Raw genomic sequence first — 25211 nt, 5'->3', positions numbered from 1 at the left:
AAAGTGAATAATTACACTTTTTCAGATAGGTGCTATAAAAATGGCGGAGTGATTACATTCGTTATTTAGTCAGGTTATGGACCATAGTAGGCTTAACGATGATACTGTTTCTAGGGCAATCTCTTGCATATTTAACGAGTAGCGATCAAGAAGCAAAAGCAGAAGCAAAAGAACAAGCAAGTCAAACATGGGGGCATGGTGAGGGTGGTGTTGATCTAAAAGCTGAAACACCATGGTACAATTATGATGGATACACAACTCAAGATGCATCATTCCCGTTAGATGACGACTTTGTACAAGCGCTAAAATACGATAATGTCACAATCAATGGCTATAAAGTGGACCCAGATGCTTATAAAGAATTTGATCATTCGAAAATGTTGTATGATACAACGATTAACTTTAATGAACAAGATGAAGTTGTGTTAGTAAAATTTGATACAAAACCTGATACAATTTCTAAAACTGAATTCAAACATGCGCATCAAAGTAATGATATTTTAACAGAGGGAGAAACACCAGGCGATGTAGGTAGTTTTGTTAGATATGAAACAAATGAAAGTTATTATAATGTCTACTTTGATAAACAAGGTGATCTATATCAAATAGAAATTCATTAGTTATGAAAAGTTGTTGTTTGGCAAAAAGGACATAAATTTAAAGGAGTGATTTATTATGCGTAAAATAGGGAAGATACTTTCAGCAACTGTCGTTATTTCAACACTTGTCGTAGGTTCTTCAGCAGCATATATTACGACAAATAGTCCAAGTGCACAAGCAGCTGAGCAAGAGCAAAAATGGGGACATGGTGAAGGTGGCGCTAGTGGTGCAAATACTGAAAGCAATGCAGAACTAAAAGCTGAAACACCATGGTATAACTATGAGGGCTATACAACATATGACCCATCATTCACTCAAGATTATAACTTTGTACGTGCTTTAAAATATGACAATGTTTCAATTAACGGTTATAAAGTAGATACAGATGCTAAGAAAGAGTTTGACCATGTTAAAAAGGTTTATGATACTTCTGTATCCTTTAATAGCGATAATGAAGTAGTTCAAATAACATTCTTCACAAAAACAGACTCAGTTTCTAAAGAAACTTTCAAAGATGCACACAACTCTAATGAAATTATTGATGAAGGAAAATTAGGTAATAAAGATGGCACATTTGTAAAATATGAAACAAATGATGGCTTCTATACAGCTTTCTTTGACAAAAACGACAATTTAATGGAAATCACAATTGGTCAATAGAATAATTTAAAATCTTGAGTAGAGAGGCTGGGGCAAATTTAATTGTCTCAGCCTTAATCATTAACCCCACTGCTATAAAGAACCACTTCTATAAAGAACCACTGCTATAAAGAACCACTTCTAAATTTATTTAGTTAGTGGTTCTTACACATGAGCCTTTGCTCAGGTGTTCCGCTTTGCTAGTTAGTGGTTCTTACACATGAGCTTTTGCTCAGATGTTCCGATTTTGAATAAGTGTTATTTATGCATGAAATTTATTGCAGATAAAGTTTTTACATCGTTCAATTCTAATCATTTTGGTGTTGTGTGACGACGAAGATGTTTAAATGAAATTAGATTTCTTTATAGCGGAACTTGGTATGTTTGTAATGTTGATTTTAATTAGTTAACTTTACAGTTATAATTATAAAAAAGTTTAATAAAAATATTTTAAACAATTAGGAGGATGATGTTTCTTATGAAAAAAATATTTCTAGCTACTTTGGTAAGTATGTTTACATTGATATTAGCATATTTAACGCATTATGATAGCGCATCTGCGAGTGAGCTTAAACATATCGAACAAGAGAATGATGTCACTATAGGCGTATATGGTATGAATACGGATAATGGTAAAGTGTATAAACATAATGCAGATGAAAGATTTGCATTTGCCTCTACATATAAAGCGATTGCTAGTGGGATTTTACTTAACAATATGCCTAACGGTAAGCTTAATAAAAAGATAAAAATAAATGAACAAGATATGGTTGCGTATTCTCCAGTGACCGAAAAATACATAGGTAAAACAATGTCATTGAAAAGTTTAGTGCAGGCATCTATGCTCCAAAGTGATAACACTGCAAATAATAAGATTATAAATGAAATTGGCGGCATTGAAGGGTTTAACAATGAACTGAAAGGTCTAGGAGATTACATTTCAAAACCTCAAAGGTTAGAACCAGATTTAAATGATTACGATCCAACAAAAATTGCTGATACTACGACGCCAAGAGCAGCTGCAACAACCTTGCATAAATTGTTAGCTAGCAACCAAATGGATAAAGACAATCAAGCGTTATTAAAACAAGTTATGATTGAAAATGAAACAGGTGATAGTTTGATTAAAGCTGGTGTGCCTAAAGCGTATACTGTTGGAGACAAGAGCGGCCAAGGTTTGACTTATGGAACACGCAATGATTTAGCATTCATATATACTGACAAACATAGAAAGCCAATTATTTTAGCAGTATATACGAAACAAGACCAAAAAAATGCGGAACCTGATGACAAAATCATCGCAGCAGCAGCGAAAGAAGCAATTAAAAAATTGAAGTGATAAATTTGTCCTATCGAGGAATCAAATGAGTTACGGGTAATAATTAAACAGAGAGTCATAGAGGAGTTTAAAATGGAAATTAAGCAAATGAAGTATTTTGTGGAAGTTGTGAAAAATGGTGGTATGACGCAGGCATCGGAACATCTTTATATCGCGCAATCTACAATTAGTAAGAATATCAAAAGTATCGAAGATGAATTTAATATTACTTTGTTTGATAGACGAAAAAAGCATATTATACTGACAGATATTGGTCAAATATTTTATGATAAGTGCGTTGAAGCTTTGGCTGTACTGGATGATTTGTCGCTAGAAATGGGGGACGTGACAAACTTAGAACGAGGGCATATTCGTGTTGGTATTTCTGCTATAATGAATGTCCGTTTATTTACAGAAAGCTTAAATGAATTTCATAATAAATACCCAAATGTAACGTATGAAGTGATAGAAGGTGGAGGAAAAGCGGTTGAGTCTTATTTGAACAGCGATGAAATTGACGTTGGTATTACTACGTTGCCTGTAGATGATGACATTTACCATGCAGTACCTTTATATAATGAAAAATTATTACTAGTGGTCGATAAACATGCTGAGTTAGCGAAGCGATCATCTGTGTATCTAGGGGATTTGAAGAGTGAAAAATTTATCATGTTCCATGATGATTATTACTTAAAAGACCAAATTATCGAAAGTTGTAGGAAAGTTGGATTTCATCCGAAAACAGTAGCAAAAATGTCTCAAATTACTTTTATTGAAAATATGATTCGAGATGGCATTGGTGTGAGTATTTTGCCTGAGAGTATTGTACGCATTTTGAATGATGACGTTGTTGGTATTGAAATTACGGGAGCTGATGCTGCATGGAATTTAGGTTTAATTTGGAAAAAAGATAGTTATATGAACCATGTGACACATGAATGGATTCAATTTTTAACGGATTACAAATAAATACACAATTGTACCAGTTCATTATTATATTTAGTTAGTACCAAGTATTCTAAAAGGGAATGTTAAATATTCCAACTATGTATTTTAATCATGTTAATTACCATACTATAATAGAGTGGTAGAGGGTTATGAGTACTCGCTAATAAATCATTTATAATGATTTATAGATAAGTATTTCATAATGTATTTATTTTATCGTACACCTAAGATATAACAGCAGTTTAATAGAAAGCGCTTTATTAACTAGGGTTCATTACTTATTATGTAAATTAAAAGCGCCTGAAATTATGTATTGCCTTGGTAATACGTTATTGCTACACAGAGTCGATGTAGCATAACCAACTTGGTTGTTATTTGTAAGCCTTAAACAGATGAATGACGTATTACTTGTGAGAATGTAAACATAATAATTCGAAATGATAAATAAAACCAACGATAAATTAACTTTCTCCCAGTCATGAAGTTAAAACACCCCATCCAACGCTATTGGTAAAGTATCATTTCGACACAGGACGCCCCACCATAGATGAGATAATGAACCTGTCTATACCTTATATTAACTGTATTTCACAAAATATATTGTTATACTGGCTGTTGTAAATCGATAAGATGACATACGCATCTATGAAGTCACTTATTAGATTTAAAAAACAATTACCAGACGAACCTATAATACATTGAACGAAATGAATATTTCGTTTGAAGTCATAAAAATGCATTAACCCTCTAGATAAATATCTCTCAAACAATTTCGCCCAAGTCTACACTGTCCATGTAGTCTTGGGCGCTTTGTTTATAGTGTATATCAATATATTAATTAGTCTTCATCACTTGTAGTAGGATGTAGATGATACGCAGATTCTGTCGGTTCACCTTTGATGACTTGATCTAGAGTTGTGACAATTTGCTGTGCAATATCGGCAGTCGGTACACCTATAGCTTGAACTGGATAATCCAATTTTTTAATTTGTGGAATATTGTCATAAGAATAAATTATAGGTTGTTGATTTGAATCCATAGCATTAATCGTACCTACCGTTATATCATAGCTCCCGCAAATGACGCCCGGAGAGAGGGCGTCGTTATTTAAAAATTGTTTGACCGCAGCTTCAGCATCTATTGCGTTTAATCCGTTAGAATCGATAATTCGGTAGTTAACATTGTTGTTTTCACAGTAATTTATGATGGCTTCTTTTTTAGCAATTTGTCGAGCGTCAGTTGTATTGATGTCACCAATATAGTCTATGGTATCGACACCTTTAGCAATCAAACCTTTTATTGCTAGGACCATAGCTTCAGCATGATTGACGTTAATGATAGGATAAGGGATTTTACGGTCAACACCATAAGCAACCACAGGTACGTTGTTATATATTTCTGGAGGTAGGTTAGAGTCGTCGCCTTCATCGAAGATTACAATACCATCACAGCCAAATTCAACAAATTTTTTTGAAGCAGCTGCGACATCATCGATTGACACAAACATGACATAACCTAATGATTTAATAGCCAAATTAATTTCTGTAATGAGATGTGTGACAGCAACACGATCTACAGATGGCCAGATTAATCCTATTGTGCCACTTTTTTTAGAAACAAGTGCTCTTGCAGAATGATTTGGAATATAATTCATCTCAACAGCCTTTTGTTGAATCATTTGTTTTGTTTTGGGTTTAACCAATTGGGAATTTTTTAATGCTTTACTGACTGTGGAATAGCTGACACCACAGGCTTCGGCAACATCTTTTAAAGTCACAGCCATAAAACCTCTCCTTAAAATAGATTGATTTAAGATAGAATTAATTATACCATAGAGACAAGCGTTACAATATTTTTTTGGATATAAATAACAACGTTGTTATTCTGTAACCAAATTATTTTAAAAAAGGGGATGACAAGATGAATTCCGTAGAAACAATGAAGGCAATTCAACAGGAACAACATATTGCAGTGATGCGTACTGATGATGCTGAATCATTTTTAGATATTGCGCATACAATCATAGATAAGGGGCTTAATGTTATTGAAGTAACATTAACAACACCGAATGGCATCGATATTATTGGTGAGTTATCAAAGAGAGAAGATGCGCTTATTGGTGCTGGTACAGTGTTAGATAGCGTTTCTGCACGTAATGCTATTTTAAATGGTGCTAAATTTATAGTTAGTCCATCTTTTGATAAAGAGACAGCGAAAATGGCTAATCTATATGATGTACCATATATTCCTGGATGTATGACTGTTAAAGAAATGGTTGAATCTTTACGATACGGTTGTAAAGTATTGAAACTATTTCCTGCGACACAGTTTTCTCCAAAATCTATAAAAGATTTTAAAGGACCGCTACCTCAAATTGAAATTGTGCCCACAGGAGGGATTGGTAAAGATAATCATCAAGCATGGTTAGACGCAGGCAGCTTTGCAGTTGGTATCGGAAGTGAAATTACAAAAATTTATCAACAACAAGGTAAAGCAGGTTTAAAGGATTATGTAGCTGAATTAAAAAGCGAGGGATAATTTATGACGGTATTTGGATTTGGTGAAGTGTTACTACGCTATACTCCGCCTAATTATGAACAGCTTAAAGATACACACACATTTGACGTAAATGTAGGTGGCGCAGAATTGAATGCGCTCATCACACTAGCAGAATTTGGTCACAAAACAGAGATGTTAACGGTGTTACCACAACATGCACTGAGTCACATAGCATTACAAAAGATGTATCAAACACGTGTAGGTACTGAATTCGTGAAACAACAACAAGGTAGAATAGGGACTTATTACATGGAAGAAAGTTTTGGTTATAGAAGCGGTAAAGTTATATATGATCGTGCGCATTCTACATTTGCGCAACATGGAAACACAGTTGTCGACGGCTTAGTTACACAAAGTGGTGATTTCTTTATCTTCACGGGTATTACATTAGCGGTTAATAAGACTATTCGGGAGCAAATTGTATCAGTACTTACAAAATTAAAAGCACGAGGTACTAAAATTGTGTTTGATATTAATTTCCGTAGCAATTTATGGACAAAAGCAGAAGCATTACCGGTAATTCAATCTGTATTACCACTTGTAGATGTATTGTTCTTTGGTAAGAAAGACGCTACTCACTTGTTAGAGACGAATGACGAAGATGATGATATTGAAACATGTGCCAAGACAATACAGAAGCGATTTGATATAGATTTAATGGCTTCCAGTAATCGAGATATTGAACAAAGTACATTGCAAGGAATTGCATTAGCTGGCGAAAAATTCATAAGTGGTAAAGCATATCCATATACCGTACTTAACCGTATTGGAGCTGGTGATGCATTTATGGCTGGGTTTTTACATGGTCTAGCAAAGGAATGGCAATTAGATGCTGTAACTGATTTTGCTACAAAATGCTCAGTGATACAACATACGACAAATGAAGATGCATTAAATATAGAAGAAAGTGCAGTTCATAATCTGTCGTCGCACTTTGGTGAACTGAAACGTTAAGGTCTAAATTAAAAGGAGCGAAAAACATGAAAAAATTTTTAGCTCTGTTTGTAAGCGTATTCTTTTTAGCTGGCATGTTAGTTATTGTGCTATCAGATTCTAAAGGTAGCGCAGAAAGTAAGAAAAAAGAAATTATGTTAGCACATAATCAGCCAACCGAACATCCAGTACACAAATCACTTGAGATCTTTAAAGATAGATTAGAAAAAGAATCCCATGGACAGATAAAAGTTAATATATATCCGAATGGACAATTAGGTAGTGAACGTGAAGCTATAGAAATGACACAAACAAACGCAATACAGATGACTAAGGTTTCAGCAGGAGCATTAGAAAGTTTTTCTCCAACGTACTCCTTGTTTAATATGCCTTATTTATTTGAGTCACAAGATAGTTATAGACATGTGATGCAAAAACAATCAGTACAAGATGCATTTTTCAAATCAACGGCTGATAAAGGATTTTTAGGTATTACTTATTACGATGCAGGCATGCGTAATCTCTATACAAAAGATAAAAAAGTTGAAACAAGCAAAGATTTAAAAGGGCTGAAAACGCGTGTGCAGCCTAGTAAAACGAGCGTCGATTTAATTAAATCACTTGGCGGTACGCCTACACCTATGGATTTTGGAGAGGTGTACACTGCAATGCAATCAGGTGTGATTGATGCTGGAGAGAATAACGAAACAGCATTAACAAGTAATAATCATGGTGAGGTGGCTAAACATTATTACTATACGGAGCATGCCATTGTTCCAGACATATTAATCATGAATAAAGAAACCTATGACAGTTTTTCTAAAGAACAACAACAGTGGTTGAAAGATGCAGCGGCTTATTCAACTGACAAGCATGAAACGATTTGGGATAACGCGATTGAAGATAGTAAGAAAACAGCTAAAGAAAAAATGGGTGTGAAATTCCATGACGTAGATAAATCATCATTCAAAGCGTCTTCAAAACCTTTACAAGATGAATTTAAAAAGAATCCCGATACTCAAGCGGATTATAAATTAATCGAAAAGGAGGAACAACGCTATGAAGAAAGCAAAGACGATCATTGATAAATTATTACTAACTTTAGCTGGTATTGCGCTTTTCGTAATGGTTATCCTGTCGATCTACCAAGTATTGACACGTTTTATCTTTAACAGTCCAAGTACTGTAAGTGAAGAAATAGTGAGATTCTTACTAATTTGGTTTGGGTTACTAAGTGCAAGTTATGTGTTCGGCATCAAACAGCATATAGCTATATTATTTATCCGTGAAAAGCTACCACAGAAAATACAATTAATAATGGAAAAAATTTCGGATATTATTTTAATTATTGTAGCACTGGTGCTTATGATATGGGGCGGTTATGAGGTGGTTAAACTGACATGGTTACAAATCGCACCTTCAACTGGTTTATCAATGGCTGTGATGTATAGCGCACTTCCTGTTTCTGGTTTGTTTAATATTTTTTATGCCATATATAACCTGTTAGATAAACAAGAATTAGCGACCGTCCAAGAAGCTAATAAGGAAGATGGAGGTGAGCATATATGACAATCATGGCAGGCTTAGTATTGTTTATAACTTTTTTCTTCTTCCTATTATTCGGTTTACCTATTGCATTAGCCATTATCTTGAGTTCGCTCATCACGTTGTTAATGATTTTACCATTTGATGTGACCATAGTGACGGCAGCGCAACGTATGGTTACAGGTATTGATGATTTTACGATGCTCGCCATACCATTATTTGTTTTGGCAGGTATCATCATGAACAATGGTGGTATCGCATTTAGGTTAGTTAACTTTGCAAAAGTACTTGTAGGTCGTTTGCCTGGGTCATTAGCGCATACCAATATTGTTGGCAACATGTTGTTTGGTTCAATATCAGGATCAAGTGTAGCAGCCGCAGCAGCAATGGGGCGCATCATGGGACCTATGGAAGAAAAACAAGGTTATAAAAAAGAATACTCGGCAGCAGCTAATATTGCCTCGGCACCATCAGGTTTATTGATTCCACCGAGTTCATTACTCATTGTTTATTCACTTGTGAGTGGCGGTACATCAATTGCTGCATTATTTATAGCTGGTTATATACCAGGAATATTGTGGGGCATTGCCTGTATGATAGTAGCTTTTATTATGGCCAAAAAACAAGGATATAAAGTATCCGAAAGTATTGGTTGGAGAGATAAATTATTTTTAACATTAGATGCTTTGCCAAGTTTGTTATTAATTGTCGTTGTTATTGGCGGTATTGTTTCAGGCGTATTTACTGCGACTGAGGGTGCAGCTGTAGCCGTACTTTATTCGACCGTATTATCGCTTATTTATAAAAGTTTATCATTGAAACAAATTCCTAATGTGATAAAAGAGACTGCAGAAATAAGTGGGATGATATTGTTCTTAATTACTGCTTCTGCATTGTTCTCGCTTGTTATGAGTTATACAGGATTACCTGAAGCAATTTCAAATGGCATTATTTCTATGACTGATAATCCAATCATTTTATTACTATTAATTAATGTCATTTTACTGGTGATTGGTACGTTTATGGATATCACGCCAGCAGTATTAATATTTACGCCGATATTTTTACCAATTTCAGAAGTTTTAGGCTTAGACCCAATTCATTTTGGGATTATTATAGCTTTTAACTTATGTATTGGTAACATCACACCGCCAGTAGGTAGTGCATTATTTGTAGGTGCCAGCGTTGGTGGCGTACGTGTAGAAGCAGTATTTAAATATTTAGTACCCTATTTCATCGCATTAATTATCTTGATGTTATTTATAACATTTATCCCAGAACTTTCATTATTCCTTCCTAAATTATTAGGATTATAGAAAAGGAGCAAAATATTATGTCATTAATTACTGATGATTTTTTACTAAACAATAAAACAGCAGTGAAGTTATATGAAAAGGTGAAAGATTTACCGATTTATGATTTCCATTGTCATTTAGACCCTAAAGAAATTTATGAAAATAAAAATTATGAGAATATTACACAGCTTTGGTTAGGGGGAGATCATTATAAATGGCGATTAATGAGGGCTTACGGTATTGAAGAAGCCTATATCACTGGTAATGCAGATGACTTTGATAAGTTCCAAGCATTTATGCATATGTTGCCGTATTCAATCGTTAATCCGATGTACCATTGGTGTGCACTTGAATTAAAACGTTATTTTAATGAGGATGCTGATTTAGATAAAGTAAATATTAAAAAACTTTATAAATCATTAAATCGTAAATTAGCTAAGACGTCACACACACCACAAAATTTAATAAAGCAAAGTAATGTGAAAGTTGTATGTACGACAGATGATCCATGTGACGATTTGAAATATCATCAATTATTAAATGAAGATAAAAAAGTAACATTCAAGGTGTGTCCTACATTTAGACCGGACAGCTATGTATTTTTAAGCAGTGCAACAGTGCAAGAAAAAATAACTAAATTAGATGAAGCCACTGATTGTGACATTAATAACTTAAATAATTATATCGAAGCATTGAAAGCACGTGTGCATTACTTTGATAGACAAGGTGCTAGAAGTTCGGATCAAAGTTTTGAAAAAACACCATTAATGACTGCGTCGTCTGAAGAAGCTCATGCGATATTTGAAACATTAGTAAGTGGCCAAAGTGTTTCAGAAACTGAACAATATGAATTAGCAGGCTATATTTTAACAGAAATTAGTAAAGTCTATCACGAATTGAATTGGGTCGTTCAATTCCACTTAGGTCCTACAAGAAATAATAATACAAATATGTATCACAAAGTAGGTCCAGACAGTGGTTTCGATAGTGTTGGAGAACAACTCAGTGCGAAGAGGTTAAATGCTATGTTGGACCATCTTGAGCAACACCAAGCACTTTCAGACACTATTATTTACCCTAATAATGGAAATGATCATTTAATGGTTCAAGCGATTGCAGGAAACTTTTCAAATAGTGCGCACAAAGTACAGCTAGGTGCAGCATGGTGGTTTAATGATACGAAAGAAGGCATGGAACGCCACCTCGTAGATTATGCCAACGTTGGTTTATTGTCTAAATTTGTCGGCATGCTAACGGACTCTCGTAGCATGATTTCTTATACACGCCATGAGTATTTTAGAAGAATATTGTGTAATTTCTTGGGAGAAAAGATTGAAAAAGGAGAAATTGCATTATCACCATCCACAATTGATCAAATGGTGAAAGATATTTGTTATAACAATGCAGTTAATTTATTCAAAATTGAAGGAGTTAAGGAGGAATAATTATGGAATTATCATTTCGTTGGTACGGGGAAGATGACCCCGTAACTTTAAAAAACATTAAACAAATTCCAGATATGAAGCAAATTGTTACGGCGATTTACGATGTACCAGTTGGTGAAGTTTGGACTTTCGAAAGAATTTCTCAGTTAAAACAATCTATTGAAGCGGAAGGCTTAAAGTTTGAAGTAGTAGAAAGTCTTCCCGTTAGTGAAAAAATTAAAATGGGGACGATGGAACGCGACGCTTTAATAGAAAATTATAAAACATCATTGAAAAATTTAGCGGCTAATGGCGTTAAAACAGTCACATATAATTTTATGCCTGTATTTGATTGGACCCGTTCACAGCTAGATTACGAACTTGATGATGGATCTAATACATTAATTTATAAACACGATCAGTTGAAAGACATCGACCCTTTAACAACAGATTTAAATTTACCGGGATGGGACGAGAGTTATTCAAGAGCAGAGATGAATCAACTGATTACAACGTATCGTGAAATGTCAGATGAACAATTGTGGGCAAACTTAAAATATTTCTTAGACGCAGTGTTACCAACTGCAATTGAGCACGACATTGATTTAGCGATTCATCCGGACGATCCACCATGGTCAATTTTTGGTATTCCTCGTATTATCAAGAATAATGACAGTTATAGACAATTACTAGCAATAAATGATAGTAAACATAACGGTATCTGCTTCTGTACTGGATCTTTGGGGTCCTTAGCTGAGAATGATTTGCCAACTATGATTCGGGAATTTGGCGCGCATATTCATTTTGTGCATATGCGTAATGTAAAACGCTTAGATGAATTTTCATTCGTTGAAACAGGTCACTTATCTAAAAATGGATCTGTAGATATGAAAGCAGTTGTAGAAGCATTAAGAGATATAGAATATAAAGGCACAATCAGACCAGATCATGGGCGTATGATTTGGGGAGAAACAGGGAAAGCAGGCTATGGATTGTTCGATAGAGCATTAGGGGCAACATATATTAATGGTTTAATTGAAGGAGTGAGTAAATAATGACTGCACAATTTAAAGACATTAATGTCGTTATTACAGGAGCAACAGGCGTAATAGGTTCAACATTTGTGAAAGCACTTGTAGAAAAAGGTGCGAATGTAGGCATTCTAGGACGTTCCGAAGAGAAAATTGTGGACTTACAAAATGAAATTGATAAAGAAAGAACACAAACCGTCGCACTGGTAGCTAACGTATTAGATAAATCGTCGTTACAACAAGCCAAACAAACATTTAACGATAAATTTGGGAAAATTTCAGTACTTATTAATGGCGCAGGTGGTAATAATCCAAATGCTACAACGAATGATGAAATGTATGATGAAGACGGTGACAAAACCTTCTTTGACTTAACTGAAGAAGGTGTAGATAAAGTATTTAAATTAAACTACACAGGTACGTTCTTACCATCACAAGTATTTGGTGAAGATGTGGTAGAAGTTGACACAGGAACGATTATTAACATATCTTCTATGAATGCTTTTACACCATTAACGAAGATCCCGGCATATAGTGGTGCTAAAGCATCGGTGAGTAACTTTACACAGTGGTTAAGTACTTACTTTGCAGGTCGAATTCGTGTGAACGCAATTGCACCAGGTTTCTTTGAAACAAATCAAAATAAAGCGTTGTTGCGTAATGAAGATGGCTCATATTCTGAACGTGCTTCGAAAATTTTATCTCAAACACCAATGAATCGTTTTGGCGAACCTGAAGAAATTTTAGGTACACTTTATTGGTTAATGGATAACGATATGAGTGGATTTGTTACTGGTATAGTCGTACCAGTCGATGGTGGATTCTCATCTTATTCAGGAGTTTAGCAAAGATTTGTAACTGGTTGAGGTGTCAGTTAATCAACAGGTCGCAGGAGAAAATAGCCAAATGACTGCATAGCTAACGTCTGTTTCAGTAAAGAACCAAAGGCGTTACGTTATGTTGTAAAGGTTTATATACTTAACCACACATTACGATTATTGCGCAAAATGACAAACTAAATATTGTAACAAATGTATGAATGGTTAATTATTATTAGGAGAGTGTGATACGAAATCGATGTAATCAAAATTGGTTTCTGATCCACTCTTATTTTTATTGTAAAAGCATGTAGCAGATTAGATTTAATGACCACAGAGAACAGGCACGAGATAACTATTTATTAATAGGTTGAAATGACGATAAGTAACTATCATCATTTATTGTAAAAAGGATATAGTTCAATTATGAAAAAACATTGATAATAATTATCACTTAATCCATAATGAAAGGCATATGCACATTTATAAATTATAGATTAGGTGGGATGTTGTGAAATCATTTTTGAAATATTATAAGCCATACAAAGGATTATTTTTTATAGATTTTGGTTCTGCCATTGTTGTCGGTTTATTAGAGTTAATCTTTCCACTCATAACGAGTATTTACATAGATCGTCTGTTACCAACGAATAATTGGAATCTTATTGTGATTTTTGGATTGGTATTACTAGGTATTTTTGCTATTGAATCAGTGCTTAAATTTGTTGTCACATACTGGGGGCATAAGTTAGGCACAAATATAGAACGAGATATGCGTAATGATTTATATAGTCATATTCAAAAATTAAACTTTAAGTATTTTGATAATCAGAAGTCTGGGAAATTAATAGGGCGACTAACCAATGATTTAATGGACATTGGTGAAGCGGCGCATCATGGCCCAGAAGATATATTTCTATCTATTATGACTTTAATCGGTGCGTTTGTAATTATGTTGACGATTGATGTGAAATTAGCGCTTATTACATTTTGTGTTGTACCGATTGTTTTTATATTAGCAATATATTTCAGCCAAAAAATGTCTCGCGCATTTAAAGGGCTATTTGCGAATGTGTCTCGTTTTAATGAATTGATAGCAGATAATGTTGGTGGTATTAGATTAGTTCAAGCATTTACTAATGAACGTCATGAACAACAAAAATTCAATGGTATAAATGACAATTTTAGAGCTACCAAATTAAAGGCATATAATTACATGTCGTGGAATATTACGATTAGTCATATCGCCCAAAAATTAACACTGGTTATTGTGTTAATCGTAGGTAGTTATTTTGTATTACATGGGGATTTAAGTTACGGCGGTATCGTGGCGTTTATTATGATTACGAATGTATTGTTTAAACCGTTAGAACAAATTAACATGATTATTGAATTATTTCCAAAAGCTATTGCAGGATTTAATAATTTTAGAGAAATCTTAGCATTAGATCCCGAAATACAAGATGATCCACATGCTACTAAGATGCCGACAAAGCCTCAGACTATTGAATATAAAAATGTGTCGTTTGGCTATGGGGAGACAACCATTTTAAATCATATGAATTTAACAATTCATCAAGGTGAGAAGATCGCATTAGTTGGTCCCAGCGGTAGTGGCAAGACTACAATTAGTTCGTTATTACCACGTTTTTATGAAGTAGATGAAGGTGATATTTTAATTGACGGGCAAAGTATTCGCTCTATCCAATTAGCATCATTACGTTCAGAAATTGGAGTTGTGCAGCAAGATGTTTTCTTGTTCTCTGGCACATTAAGGGATAATATTGTTTACGGACATTTAGATGCTGATGAAACACAGATATGGGATGCTATCCGAAACGCGCAACTAGAAACATTTATAAATGAGTTGCCGTTCGGACTTGATACACTCGTAGGAGAAAGAGGCACAAAATTATCTGGTGGACAAAAACAACGTATATCGATTGCGAGAATGTTTTTGAAAGATCCATCTATTATTATTTTAGATGAAGCAACAAGTGCACTAGATATTGAAACAGAAAATAAAATTCAAAAAGCGTTTAAGAAACTTTCAGAAGATCGAACATCTTTAATTATTGCGCACAGGTTATCAACGATTAAAGATGTTGATCGTATAATATTTATAAAAGACGGCCAAATATTGGAAGAGGGAAGTCATGAAACCCTTATGCAGCAGGATGGCCCATATAAACAACTTTACACATCGCAATTTGCGGAAGTTGAGACTTTTTAACTTTAAAAGAGATAAATAAAAAGCGTGCATCAATAGGTTTAGTACCTAATGATGCACGCTTTATTGTTCGCACAAATAGTAAATCGTGTTTGTATATTGGGACTTATGTTTAAAACGATTCAGATTGTGCGTTTAGGTTTACCGTAATGATTTTATTAAAATGATTGCGATAACTTTGCCAATCAACTTTTGAGTTAGTTTGGTCCGTTATCAATACATCGATTGTGTCATTAGGACAAACGTGATAAAGAGATACTTTGTCAAATTTAGAACTGTCGGTAAGTACATAAATTTCTTTGGCTTGTTTAACCATTTGTATTTTTGTAGAAGCAAGTGTGTCATTAAAGTGTGTAATGCCTTTTTCTAAATCAATAGCAGGTGTTGCGAGAAATAATTTAGAAGGATTAAATTGTTTAAGCGCTTCGTTTGTCATCATACCATTCAATAAGTAATTATCTTTATATAAGGTGCCACCAGTAACGATGACTTGGTTAGATGTTGATTTTAAAATAGAAGCAATATGGATATCATTAGTGATAATTGTTAAATTGTTTTTTTGTGCAAGTGCACGCGCAAAATGTAATGTCGTCGATCCAGAATCAATGAACAATGTGTCGTTTGTCTCAATAAATTCAGCAGCTTTTTGACCTATAGCTACTTTCTCATAATAATAACTTGTTTCACGGTCATCAAAGTTTAATTCATCCCAAACCTCCGTGTCATTTAATACGACCCCACCATGTGTCCGCTTGATGTGGTTGTACTGTTCTAATTTATTTAAGTCACGGCGAATTGTTGCTTCATGTACATCAAATTCTTTCGCTAACGTGTGTATCGTAGCTTTTTTATTAGCTTTCAAAAATGTAATAATATATTGTTCTCTTTCTGCTGGTAACATCGACGACAACCTCCTAAAATTATTGTTTGGCTATTGCTAATTATGCGGGATATTCATCATTTTGCATATGTTTTGGCATTTTAATAAAATAAGTCAGGAATGTACTGATAAAGTATAAAATGGCAAGGACCCAAATTACACCGATTGCGTCTATACTACCGATGAATAGATAAACAATCATTGGACCTACAAATACAGGTAAACCAGCACCTAAGTTAAGCACGGATAAAGCTGCGCCCTTATCTTTTTTAACAAGGGAAGGTACCAATGCAGATAGTGGTACATATGCTGCAATAAATGCACCCCAACAGAAACCAACAATTGTTAATAAAGCTAAATTACCATCTGTCCAAATAGGGACATAACCCATCAATAGGACCGAAATACCACTTCCAATGCCACCGAAATACATTACAGTATTACGCCAACCAATCTTGTCCCCAATAACACCGAAGATTAGGTTAAACAAGATATTACCAACAAAAATAGTGGACCATACCGCTAGCCATTTAGAGGTCGGGATACCAAAAGATGATAAATAAATAGGTAAGAAAACTGGAAAGGCGAATTGTGCCGTCGTATTAATTACACGAACAATACCACCTAATAACACTTTTGGTTCTTCGGCAACAATAGTTACACCTTTAAATACTTCTTTGAGTTTTTCTAAAGCGCTACCTTGGCTTGAAGGTAGTGTGTCTTTATTTAATATTATAGTAAAGAAACCACCTAGAATAACCCATATTAATGAGCTCCATAATGTATTGATATGCCCTAAATATTCGATTGCCCAAATAGAATAGAGGGCACCAAGAACGTTTAAACCACCTGTGAAGACAAACCAGAACCATCCTACAGCTGCGCCGAGTGTCTTTTGCTCTGAACGATATGATATCCATACTAAGAATGAATAAGCAAATAAAGGATAACCCAGACCTCTTAATGCATATGCTGGCAACATGAGTGATAAGTTTTGGGACGTAATTGCAAAGCCAACAAAGAAAATTGTTCCGATAATATAAAAGATCAGGCCTAATAACATGGTACGTTTGCCTCCAAGTGCTTCAGCAAATACACCACTGAGCCAACTTGCTATAGCAACTGTTACACCGTATGCAGAGAAGAGTAAACTTGTTTCTTGCACAGAGAAACCATGTCCGTGTAGCCAAGGGCTTAGCCAACCAATCTCTAAGCCATCACCCATCATAAAGACGATGATACCAATATAGCCCCAAATAATTTGTCGAGGCATACCTAGAATAGAACTTGAATTATTCATTTATAAACCACCTTTTTAGTCATTTTTCCAATGATATTGTAAATAAGTTTTCTTCCATCCTTTGTTTGCTGTTGTATCATCTAACGCTATTTTTAAATCATTAGTGTTATAAATATGATAATAAGTGTCAGGAATTAACTGTCTTAATGCTTTCTGGTATTGCTTGTTGCTGAACGCATTGATAAGCTGTTCGAATTCGCGTTTTGTACTACGAGAACTCCCTGAAAATGTTAGCCCCTTTTCAAGTACATCACGCGTATTGATACCGACACGCTCTTCAGTGACACCCATTAATACAATATGACCTTGTCTATCAATTAAGTCGATGGCTTGGTTAATAGCAGATTCAGAGAATTTGCCTCCAGCACATTCAAAGACAGTATGTACATCACGATGCTGTTTGAAATCATAATCAAAGACTAAATGCGTCGTTGCAAAATTTTCGAAAGCAGCTAACTTTTCTTTGATGGCTCCAAAAACTAACAATTGTTCTTTTTCAATACCGTAAATATAATGTAATGCCGTAGCTGCTAAGTAACCAACAGGACCATCACCGAATATGGCAACTTGAGGAGAGTTATCTGTAGTGATATGTTCAAGTTGATTGATAGGGAATAACGAAACAGAACATAGCTCTGCTAACAAAGCAACGTCTTCATCTAAAGTATCGGGTACTTTAACTACATTATCTCCAGGTACAACCAGTTGATCTTGGCATATACCATCAAAGCCGCTTCCCATAAATAAAGCATGCTCATCATAGTTGTCTTGATAAGGAGAAGGTGCAAAAGTTTGTTTGCGTAGGTAAGAAGGAATATTTGGAACAATGACAACCTTGTCACCTTGGATGAAATCTGGATGCTTGGAATCTTCAACGATGCCAATTCCTTCATGAAACAGTGCCATAGGTAATTTTTTTGCGAGTGCTTCAGGACGACGATTACCTGTGTAATAGCGTAAATCTGCATGACAGACACTTGCTTTAGTTGGTCTAATAATAAGATCTCTATCGTCGTAGTCATGAACAAGTGTAGCTTGTTCGAATTGACCAGGTTCAGTTAATCGGAAGGCATTCGATTGAATTTTCATATTTGCACATCTCCTTGATATTATTTGTTCATATATGTTTATATCGACAATAGTAAACGCTTACACGTGAATTTGTCAAACTCATTTTGTTCTTTTCTGCAGTTATTTGTTGCTTTATGATTTTTTATGTTGATTTTTAGTTTAAACTTAATTATGATTTAAGAAAGCGTTTTCTTAAAGAAGGGTGAATGGGGGCTTATACAATGACATACAGCATCGGCATTGATTTTGGTACTGGTTCAGGTAGAGTATTTTTGATTAATACCGAAAATGGAAAAATTGAAGAACAATATATAAAAAACTATATACATGGCACCATAGAAGGCGAGTTGGGTGGAGAGAAACTACCCCAAAGCTTTGCGCTCCAAAATGCCAATGATTATATGGACATCATTGAGACAGGTATTCCAGCCATTATAGAAAGAACCAATATTTCAGTGTCTGAAATTGTAGGCATCGGCATTGATTTTACATCTTCAACAGTTATATTTGTAGATGAACAAATGGAGCCCATACACAACAGACCAGGTTTTCAAGATAATCCACACGCTTATGTAAAGTTGTGGAAACACCATGGCGCACAAGATGAAGCAGATTTATTATTTAAGACAGCATTAGAAGCTAAAAATAGATGGTTAGGGTATTATGGATTTAATGTTAGTAGTGAATGGATGATTCCTAAAATCATGGAAGTTAACAATAAAGCACCTGAAGTTATGGACGTTACAGCAAATATTATGGAAGCGGGCGACTGGATTGTAAATCGTCTGACTGGTCAGAATGTAAGGTCTAATTGTGGCTTGGGCTTTAAATCATTTTGGGAAGCAGAGACGGGTTTTCATTATGATTTATTTGGTAAAGTAGATTCAAATTTATCAGATATTGTACGTACAAAAGTTGATGCACCAGTAGTCAGTATAGGTGATAGCGTAGGTACTTTATGCAAGGAGATGGCAGAGAAACTAGGTTTGTCACCAGATACACAAGTTAGCCCGTTTATCATTGATGCACACGCAAGTTTATTAGGTATTGGTTCAGAGAAAGATAAAGAAATGACAATGGTTATGGGGACTAGCACATGTCATTTAATGCTTAATAAAGAACAACATAAAGTTCCCGGAATTTCTGGATCAGTTAAAGGAGCCATCATTCCGGATTTATATGCTTATGAAGCGGGGCAAACGGCAGTAGGTGATCTGTTTGAATATGTCGCGAAGCAAGCTCCTTATGATTATGTTAAAACAGCAGAATCACGCGGAATTTCTATATTTGATTTACTTAATGAAAAAGCTGCTCAACTTTATCCTGGTGAAAGTGGTCTGATTGCTTTAGATTGGCATAACGGTAATCGTAGCGTATTAAGTGATAGTAATTTAAAAGGTAGTCTCTTTGGAATGAGTTTGCAGACAAGACATGAGGAAATCTATCGTGCATATTTGGAGGCAACTGCCTTTGGTGCAAAAATGATTATGCAACAATATCAAGGATGGCAAATGGAAGTTGAGCATGTATTTGCTTGTGGGGGCATTCCTAAAAAGAATGGTTTACTGATGGAGATCTATGCCAATATATTAAATAAGAAGATTACTGTCATTGATAGTGAATATGCGCCAGCCATTGGTGCAGCAATCTTAGGTTCTATTTGTGGTGGTGCGCATCCTGATTTCAATTCAGCTATAGAAGCGATGAAAGAACCAGTGCTTTATCAAGTAGAACCAGACCCTCAACAGGTACGTATTTATAAAAAATTATTCAGCGCTTACAAAGAATTGCATGATTTACATGGTTACAAAAAAGCACGTATTATGCGTAATGTTAGTGCGTTGATGTGAATTTACAGTATTAATACAATTTAAACTGCTAGGTATTTGTGGTTTATAGGTGTAAAAAGAGGAAATGATATAGTAACTAATGATACTAAGGGGATGACTGTTGTGGAATGGGAAATCGTAAATTTAGATATAGAATTTAAAGTGAACGCTTCAGTTGAAAAAGTGTTTGAGGCATGGACAGAACCAAAGATTTTCAAGCAATGGTTATATACTTCTAAGGAAACAAATAAAGTCGCACAGAACCAGTTTGAAATTAATGGTGAGTGGGAGATAGTTGATGAAAGAGAAGGTAAAACATATAAAGCGACAGGTACATATATGGATATTGTAAAACCATATAAATTGATGTATTCTTTTAAAATGCCTCAATTTAGTGATTTAGAAGATATCATAACCGTTGAGTTTATAGACTTAGAAAATGAAACACAAGTTAAATTTAATCAAGGTTTAAAAGTACCTTTAAACGACACAATGAACAAGCAATCATATGAACAATCAAAGGAAGATACTAAAAAGCAAACAGAAGAAGGATATAATAAAATGTTTGAGCAACTAAAGCAAATACTAGCTTAATAGCAGATGTGAAATCATTATATAGTATGATTATATAAATATAACCCCCTCGTTACATAATATAGGTGATGAGGGGGTTACTATGTAATTTAGTTAGCTATTTTATGTCATACGAGGTACTTTTTTATCATGTTCCTAATAAAGTTAAAGCATAGTTGTCAGCGATAGAAAAACAACATTGTATATATTAGTAAAGATTACATATCTAGGTTGATTTGAAAAGAAATAAGTAAATTACTATATTGTTTGTGAACGTTAGAAAATATATATGCAATAAGTTTCTTTAAAAGTTGTTAATGTGTTAAAACTTCCTCTAAACTTATATTCATTTCACTAATTTTTTGTTCAGGATTTTCTAATATTTTATTAAATACATTTAAAATCGTTTCATGTAAGCGATAGATTCCTGCTTCATCCAATATATCTGTTTGATAGGCATAGTCAATCTCCAAATTATTTTTGTTACTTCTATTACAAATGTTTACGCATAGTGGAGCGCCATTTGTACCACTGTTCAACCACTCATCAGTAAAACCGTCTTCTATAAATTCTGAATCGTATTTTGCATTCTGAAAGGAAATAAAGCAATCGTCTAATCCTTTTTTATTTTTACAATTTTCGATAATATATCTAAATGGATAGTGTCTGTATTTTAACAAATTAAGACTTTCCAATTTTATTATGTATAAAAATTCTGTTATAGGTAAGTCATTATTTATTTCGACAATCATTGGTAAGTATTTTGCAAACAAGCCAGTTGATTGTTTTTCATTTTGCCCATTTCTATTATGTATCACCAGTCCAATTGAAGTGATTTTTGCATGTGTTTTTTTATGTTTAATAATATGCATAATTGCTGTGAAAAGGTTACTTACACTAATTGCGTTTTTAGTACAAAAATGATTGATTTTTGCACTAACTTTATCTGATAAATCAATCCGCAGTCTTTCTCCAACTACACTATTTGATCTGTTTCCTTCAAAAAGAGAATTATTTTCAAAATATTTAGTTTTTTTAAGCCAAAAAGCTTGATCTTTAATAAATCTTTTAGATGATTTATACTCTTGTTCATTTGTAATTATTTCTAAGTAAGTTGAATTTGGTATCATTTCGTTCTTTTTACCTATTAATTTTTTTACAAAATTATCTATAATAATAGTGATTCCCCAAATATCAATTATCAAGTGGTGTAATATTATAAAAATCCCCATATGCCCATCCGGACATTTTACTACTTTTACATGGTACAAGTTTTCATCTGAGATAAACAAATTCCTATTCGTATTATTTTTAAGCCATTTATCATAGTTCACTTGATCATTGTGAAAATTTAAGGATTCAAAATTTTGTTGCTCATAATCAGCAACATACTGCCTATATTCTCCATCTTCTTTAGTGAATCTGATTCTAAGTGTTTCGTGTTGTTCAATCACTTTATTGAAGGCGTCATTAATTTGTTGGTAGTTAAGTTGTTTCTTTATATGAATAATACCAGCTATATTATTAATACTTGTATTTTCGTGACGTTCTTCAATGCGAATGAATTCATCTTGAACTGTAGACATCTTATATTTTTTCATTATTTATCTCCTTTGTTATATAGTTAATATAAATATTAGCATAAATATTATTAAAAACAATTATAAATAAGTTTGTGTAACAATATTTTATTAAATAAAAACATTTATATTACTATGTTATTTATAGTGTTAAGAAGATAACATAGTGTTTTGACTTTATGATTTAAGCGGTGAATTTAATAATTATAAAATGTTATTTTACTAATTATAAATATGAACGCAGAAAGATGATGTCGTTGTAACAATTTTTGTAATAAGAGAGACAGAAAATAGAGAAGTGATAATTTACTCTATAAAAACAAAAAAACTACTAATCTCCCGTGAATAAGATTGATTAGTAGCTTGAAAAGTTATATTTAGAAGTTGTACAGAGCATGTAAGACTATGATTCTTGATTATAAAAGATTAAGACATAAAAGTACTAATAGCATCCATTAAACTATAGATACCTAAAAAGCTTACGACTAAAACCACTATTCCCCCGATAATATTAAGCCAAATGGTATTCGTAAAATGACCCATTAAGTTCTTCTTATTAATATTAATAAAAATTAAAATGGCCACAATAGGTAAAATGATACCATTTAAGGCTTGAGCAATGAGTAATACTTGAAGCGGTTCAAAGCCTAAGGCCGAAGTGATAATACCTATAATGATAATAATAGTAAATACTGCCTTATACTTTTTACTCTTCATACCGCCTTGCCATCCGAGTAAGCTGCTAATAGTAGCGGCAGCACCTGTGGGTGAAGCAATAGCTGATGATAGACCTGCAGCAAACAAACCAACACTGATTGCGATTGGAGCCGCATCACCTAACACCGGTTCTAGTGGCCCTGCGAGTTGTATCACACTTGTGACCTCTTTACCTTGGATTAAAGTGGCTGCAGAGATTAATATCGCTGCGGATATAATACCCCCAACTGAGATAGAGATGACTGTATCCCAACGTGCAAATTTTAATTCTTTTATGTGACCAAACCGTTCATGGACTGCAGTAGAATGGATGAAGAAGTTGTAAGGCACAACGGTTGTACCAATAAGTGCAATGACCGTGAGGATTGAACCATTTGGTATTGTAGGTACAAAGATACCTTTTAAGATACCTATAACATCTGGCTTAATAACAATCATAGTAGTAATAAATATGATACCCATAATAACCATGAGTAGGATCATTATTTTTTCTAAAAAACGATAATTACCAAATAAGCCGATGAGTAAGATAATGACACCGATTACGGGTGCTACCCAATGTTCAGGCAAATTTAGTAAATAGGAAGCACCAAGTGAGGTGCCAATCAAGTCACCACTGATATATGCTGCACAACCAATGGTTACAGCAATTAAAGTGAACCAAACTAGAATCAACTTGCCAAGTTTATTTTTAAATAAGTCTTGGATGGCCTCACCCAACCCCTCACGGGTGACAAGTGATAACCGAATAATCATCTCTTGCAGTACAATTGTAGCGATGATGGAAAATGCTACCGCCCAAAGTAAACTATAGCCAAATCCTGCGCCACCTTGAGTCATGGTCGTCACAGTGCCTGGACCAATGAAAGAGGCTGTAATAATCATTCCTGGACCAAGTGAACGTAAAATTTTCTTAGCACTTTTTAACAATTAAACCACTCCTCAAATTATTTTGATTGATTTAAATAAGCGACGTGGCCAGCAAGCACATATAGTACTGCTGTAGAGACAAAGTGAGCTGAGTTTTGGTTGGCATCCATCATTGGGTATACTTCTACATAATCCATGCCACAAAGACCTAATTTACCAAATTCATGGATCATTGTTAATAATTCATAAGAGGTAATGCCGTTACCATCTACGGGTCCTCCAGGATTAAATGCAAAGTCCAATACATCACTGCAAATTGTTAAATACACAACATCAACATCTTGACTTGCTTGTTCATAAATGTCGTGTGCATACTTTTTTAAATCCTGAGCTTCACGAATATCATTAATTGTTAAAGTAACAGCTCCTGCTTGTTGAGCATAACGACCTGTAGCAGGTTGATTTCGAGGGCCGTGAATACCTGTGTGAATAATACTTTCATTTCGTATGCCATCGGTATTGTAAAGATGCATGAAAGGTGTGTTACGTGCATAAGGCTCACCTTCATAGTCCGGCATATTATCGTAGTGGGCATCTAAATGTATGATGCCTACTTTTTTACCAGTTTCTGTCAAAGATTTAAGGATAGGATATGTAACACCGTGTTCACCGCCAAACCCTACTAAGAACTTTCCACTTTCCCAAAGTGGTTTAGTGAAATTAGCAATATTATCATAGCTTTGTTTGTTGTCGTGTGCTACAAATGGAACATCGCCCACATCTCCAATAGTTAAGTGTTCGCTGATATCAATATGATTTAACTCGGGCAAATATTGACTGTAACGCGCGGAACAAACACGTATTTGTTTTGGGCCTAATTCAACGCCAGTATAATCCCCCCAAGTACTTTCACCTTCGAACGGTGCGCCATAAACGATGACATCTGTGTCTAAAGTATTTGTTTGAGTCAGGTTCTTACTATTTAAAAAACATGGAACATTACCGTAAATATTATTTTTCATAATGTATATCCTCCCCTTTATTGTAAATA

At 34.3% G+C, this 25211-nt stretch carries 22 protein-coding genes; 15 read left to right on the top strand and 7 right to left on the bottom strand.

All coding sequences use genetic code 11. The annotated features are described in order from the left end of the window. The first annotated feature begins 56 nt into the window (after window positions 1-56). From isaB (D9V42_RS11405) to cidR, 4 genes are all read left to right on the top strand, one after another. Window positions 57-620, top strand: a complete 564-nt coding sequence (gene isaB / locus D9V42_RS11405; RefSeq protein ID WP_425275808.1) for an immunodominant staphylococcal antigen IsaB family protein — start codon at window positions 57-59, stop codon at window positions 618-620. 55 nt (window positions 621-675) lie between these two features. Beyond that, window positions 676-1260, top strand: a complete 585-nt coding sequence (gene isaB, locus D9V42_RS11400; RefSeq protein WP_122065031.1) for an immunodominant staphylococcal antigen IsaB family protein — start codon at window positions 676-678, stop codon at window positions 1258-1260. 490 nt (window positions 1261-1750) lie between these two features. Beyond that, window positions 1751-2578 (top strand): class A beta-lactamase, encoded by an 828-nt coding sequence (gene bla, locus D9V42_RS11395; RefSeq protein WP_167456107.1) that lies wholly within the window; start codon window positions 1751-1753, stop codon window positions 2576-2578. Between the two features lie 72 nt (window positions 2579-2650). After that, complete coding sequence (gene cidR, locus D9V42_RS11390; protein WP_107555085.1) at window positions 2651-3526, top strand: cidABC operon transcriptional activator CidR; 876 nt, start codon at window positions 2651-2653, stop codon at window positions 3524-3526. Between the two features lie 817 nt (window positions 3527-4343). Here cidR and D9V42_RS11385 read toward each other — a convergent pair. Then, window positions 4344-5288 (bottom strand): LacI family DNA-binding transcriptional regulator, encoded by a 945-nt coding sequence (locus tag D9V42_RS11385; protein WP_122065027.1) that lies wholly within the window; start codon window positions 5286-5288, stop codon window positions 4344-4346. A gap of 137 nt (window positions 5289-5425) precedes the next feature. Between D9V42_RS11385 and eda the strand changes: the two genes are divergently transcribed. The 9 genes from eda (at window position 5426) to D9V42_RS11340 (ending at window position 15343) form a co-directional block, all read left to right on the top strand. After that, window positions 5426-6043 carry a bifunctional 4-hydroxy-2-oxoglutarate aldolase/2-dehydro-3-deoxy-phosphogluconate aldolase gene (gene eda / locus D9V42_RS11380; protein WP_122065025.1) on the top strand — a complete coding sequence of 206 codons (618 nt, stop codon included), beginning with the start codon at window positions 5426-5428 and terminating at the stop codon, window positions 6041-6043. Window positions 6044-6046: 3 nt separating this feature from the next. After that, the gene (locus D9V42_RS11375; protein WP_122065023.1) at window positions 6047-7018 is read left to right on the top strand and encodes a sugar kinase; all 972 of its coding nucleotides are present in this window, start codon (window positions 6047-6049) and stop codon (window positions 7016-7018) included. A 26-nt stretch (window positions 7019-7044) separates the two neighbouring features. After that, entirely contained in the window at window positions 7045-8082 is a 1038-nt protein-coding gene (locus D9V42_RS11370) for a TRAP transporter substrate-binding protein (RefSeq protein ID WP_107555081.1), read from the top strand. Then, window positions 8057-8566 (top strand): TRAP transporter small permease, encoded by a 510-nt coding sequence (locus tag D9V42_RS11365; RefSeq protein WP_122065021.1) that lies wholly within the window; start codon window positions 8057-8059, stop codon window positions 8564-8566. Before D9V42_RS11370 ends, D9V42_RS11365 begins: the two co-directional genes overlap by 26 nt. Further along, entirely contained in the window at window positions 8563-9858 is a 1296-nt protein-coding gene (locus tag D9V42_RS11360) for a TRAP transporter large permease (RefSeq protein ID WP_107530551.1), read from the top strand. Before D9V42_RS11365 ends, D9V42_RS11360 begins: the two co-directional genes overlap by 4 nt. Before the next feature lie 17 nt (window positions 9859-9875). Continuing rightward, entirely contained in the window at window positions 9876-11282 is a 1407-nt protein-coding gene (uxaC, locus tag D9V42_RS11355; RefSeq protein ID WP_122065020.1) for a glucuronate isomerase, read from the top strand. A gap of 2 nt (window positions 11283-11284) precedes the next feature. Beyond that, entirely contained in the window at window positions 11285-12316 is a 1032-nt protein-coding gene (locus tag D9V42_RS11350; RefSeq protein WP_122065018.1) for a mannonate dehydratase, read from the top strand. After that, complete coding sequence (locus D9V42_RS11345; protein WP_107530554.1) at window positions 12316-13137, top strand: SDR family oxidoreductase; 822 nt, start codon at window positions 12316-12318, stop codon at window positions 13135-13137. The genes D9V42_RS11350 and D9V42_RS11345 overlap by 1 nt, the downstream gene beginning before the upstream one ends. Window positions 13138-13621: 484 nt before the next feature. After that, entirely contained in the window at window positions 13622-15343 is a 1722-nt protein-coding gene (locus D9V42_RS11340; protein WP_122065016.1) for an ABC transporter ATP-binding protein, read from the top strand. A 109-nt stretch (window positions 15344-15452) separates the two neighbouring features. Here the strand turns inward: D9V42_RS11340 and D9V42_RS11335 are convergent, their stop codons facing one another. From D9V42_RS11335 to D9V42_RS11325, 3 genes are read right to left on the bottom strand one after another with little or no spacing between them, the layout of a single operon-like run. Beyond that, window positions 15453-16241 carry a DeoR/GlpR family DNA-binding transcription regulator gene (locus D9V42_RS11335; RefSeq protein WP_122065014.1) on the bottom strand — a complete coding sequence of 263 codons (789 nt, stop codon included), beginning with the start codon at window positions 16239-16241 and terminating at the stop codon, window positions 15453-15455. Between the two features lie 40 nt (window positions 16242-16281). After that, on the bottom strand, window positions 16282-17520 hold the full coding sequence (locus tag D9V42_RS11330; protein ID WP_122065012.1) for an MFS transporter: 1239 nt from the start codon (window positions 17518-17520) through the stop codon (window positions 16282-16284). Window positions 17521-17535: 15 nt separating this feature from the next. Beyond that, on the bottom strand, window positions 17536-18609 hold the full coding sequence (locus D9V42_RS11325) for an alcohol dehydrogenase catalytic domain-containing protein (protein ID WP_122065010.1): 1074 nt from the start codon (window positions 18607-18609) through the stop codon (window positions 17536-17538). Between the two features lie 203 nt (window positions 18610-18812). Between D9V42_RS11325 and D9V42_RS11320 the strand changes: the two genes are divergently transcribed. Both D9V42_RS11320 and D9V42_RS11315 read left to right on the top strand, forming a co-directional pair. After that, window positions 18813-20441, top strand: coding sequence for a ribulokinase (locus D9V42_RS11320; protein ID WP_122065008.1), 1629 nt, complete (start codon window positions 18813-18815; stop codon window positions 20439-20441). A 93-nt stretch (window positions 20442-20534) separates the two neighbouring features. Beyond that, window positions 20535-21014: an SRPBCC family protein gene (locus tag D9V42_RS11315; RefSeq protein WP_233665147.1), complete on the top strand. Its 480-nt coding sequence runs from the start codon at window positions 20535-20537 to the stop codon at window positions 21012-21014. Between the two features lie 293 nt (window positions 21015-21307). Here D9V42_RS11315 and D9V42_RS11310 read toward each other — a convergent pair whose 3' ends face one another. The 3 genes from D9V42_RS11310 to D9V42_RS11300 form a co-directional block, all read right to left on the bottom strand. Next, window positions 21308-22594 (bottom strand): condensation domain-containing protein, encoded by a 1287-nt coding sequence (locus tag D9V42_RS11310; RefSeq protein WP_122065006.1) that lies wholly within the window; start codon window positions 22592-22594, stop codon window positions 21308-21310. Between the two features lie 405 nt (window positions 22595-22999). Further along, a complete protein-coding gene (locus tag D9V42_RS11305; protein ID WP_122065004.1) occupies window positions 23000-24220 on the bottom strand; it encodes an Nramp family divalent metal transporter in 1221 nt (406 codons plus the stop codon). Between the two features lie 17 nt (window positions 24221-24237). Then, window positions 24238-25182, bottom strand: coding sequence for an agmatinase family protein (locus tag D9V42_RS11300; protein ID WP_107555070.1), 945 nt, complete (start codon window positions 25180-25182; stop codon window positions 24238-24240). Between the last annotated feature and the right edge of the window lie 29 nt (window positions 25183-25211).

The organism is Staphylococcus pseudoxylosus, assembly GCF_003697915.1.
Taxonomy (GTDB): domain Bacteria; phylum Bacillota; class Bacilli; order Staphylococcales; family Staphylococcaceae; genus Staphylococcus; species Staphylococcus pseudoxylosus.
The sequence above is the reverse complement of the archived record's forward strand: the minus strand, read 5'-3'. Positions and strand labels throughout refer to the sequence as shown.